The sequence below is a fragment of the Variovorax sp. 20P10.2.4 genome (genome assembly GCF_058244205.1).
Genome location: NZ_JBZAYE010001063.1, coordinates 1 through 1,566, shown reverse-complemented (window position 1 = coordinate 1,566; position 1,566 = coordinate 1). Strand labels below are relative to the sequence as shown.

Genomic DNA, 1,566 nt, shown 5'->3' with positions numbered 1-1,566 from the left:
CGCCACGGCGATGCCGGGGTCGCTGAAGCAGGCCAGCACGAAGGCATCGGCCTCGGCGGCATGCGCTGCCACGTCGTCGGCAGCGAGGCGCGCGCCCAGCTCGAAGTCGTCCTGCGTGACGATGCCCGGCGGGCCCTCGTGCGCCGTGACGCAATCGAAGTCGCATTGCGCGGGTGGCACGGTGGCGCGGAAGGCGCGTGCCACGGCCTCGGTCACCGAGACGCTGCTGTTCGGGTTCAGCACGCGCACGCGCGGCGGGGTGGCGGTGGTGTTCATGCCTTCTCCTCGCCGAGGCCGATCAGCGCCTTCAGCACATGGCCATGCGGGCGCTGCGCGGGCGCCACGGGTGCACGGCGCCTGAGGTCCGGCGCGCCGCGGCGCAGGTACTGGCCGCTGCCGCGCTCGGCATGCAGCGCGCCGTCCTCGATCACCACGCGGCCGCGGCTCACGACCACCTCGGGCCAGCCCTGGATGGTCCGGCCCTCATAGGGCGTGTAGCCGGCGTTGTCGTGCAGCATGGCGGCGCTGATGGTGGTCTCGCGCTCGGCGTTCCACACCGCGATGTCGGCGTCGGCGCCCAGCGCGATCGCGCCCTTGCGCGGCGCCAGGCCGTAGAGCCGGGCATGGTTGGTGGCGGTGAGCGCCACGAACTGGTGGATGTCGATGCGCCCCTTGAGGAAACCTTCGCTGAACAGCAGCGGCAGGCGCAGCTCGATGCCGGGCACGCCGTTGGCCATTTCCTTGAAGGTGGTGGCATCGCCCTTGGGCAGCTTGCCGGTCTCGTCGAAGCGGTAGGGCGCGTGGTCCGACGAATAGGTGGCCAGGGTGCCGTCGATCAGGCCGCGCCAGATGGCTTCCTGTGCATCGGCATCGCGCGCGGGCGGCGAGCAGCAGAACATCGCGCCCTCGAGGCCCGGGCGGTCCATGTCGTCCGCCGTCAGGAACAGGTACTGCGGGCAGCTCTCGGCCAGCACGTTGGCGCCCAGGGTCTGGGCCTGGCGGATCACCTCCACGGTGTCGCGTCCGGCCACGTGCACCAGCAGCAGCGGCACGTCGACCAGCCGCGCCAGCGCGATGGCGCGGTAAGCGGCCTCGGTCTCGGCCAGCGGGTCGTGCGCCACGCCATGGAACTTGGGCGCGGTGTGGCCACGGTCGATCAGGCGCTGCGCGATCCAGCGGATCATGTCGTTGTTCTCGGCATGCACCATCACCAGCGCGCCCTCGGCCCGCGCCAGCGCGAGCACCTCGAGCAACTGGTAGTCCTCGAGCTTCATGCGGTCGTAGGTCATGTAGACCTTGAGCGAGGTGATGCCGTCGCGGATGGCGGCGGGCAGGTCGGTCGAGAGCGTGGCGTCGTCGGGGTTGGCCAGGATCAGGTGGAAGCCGTAGTCGATCACCGCCTTCTCGGCCGCGCGCCGGCTGTAGTCGGCCAGCACCTCGGGCACCGACATCTCGCGGTGCTGGGCCGCGAAGGGCAGGATGGTGGTGGTGCCGCCGAAAGCGGCCGACACGGTGGCGGAGTAGAAGTCGTCGGCGCACATCATGCCCATGCCCGAGCGCTGCTCG

General features: G+C 71.0%; 2 protein-coding genes. Both read right to left on the bottom strand.

Features of this window, described 5'->3' with window-relative positions:
* The coding region (locus tag AC27VN_RS41070; RefSeq protein ID WP_490880452.1) for an aspartate/glutamate racemase family protein at nucleotides 1-276 on the bottom strand (276 nt) is incomplete at its 3' end.
* The coding region (gene hydA, locus AC27VN_RS41065; protein ID WP_490880451.1) for a dihydropyrimidinase at nucleotides 273-1,566 on the bottom strand (1,294 nt) is incomplete at its 5' end. The genes hydA and AC27VN_RS41070, both read right to left, overlap by 4 nt.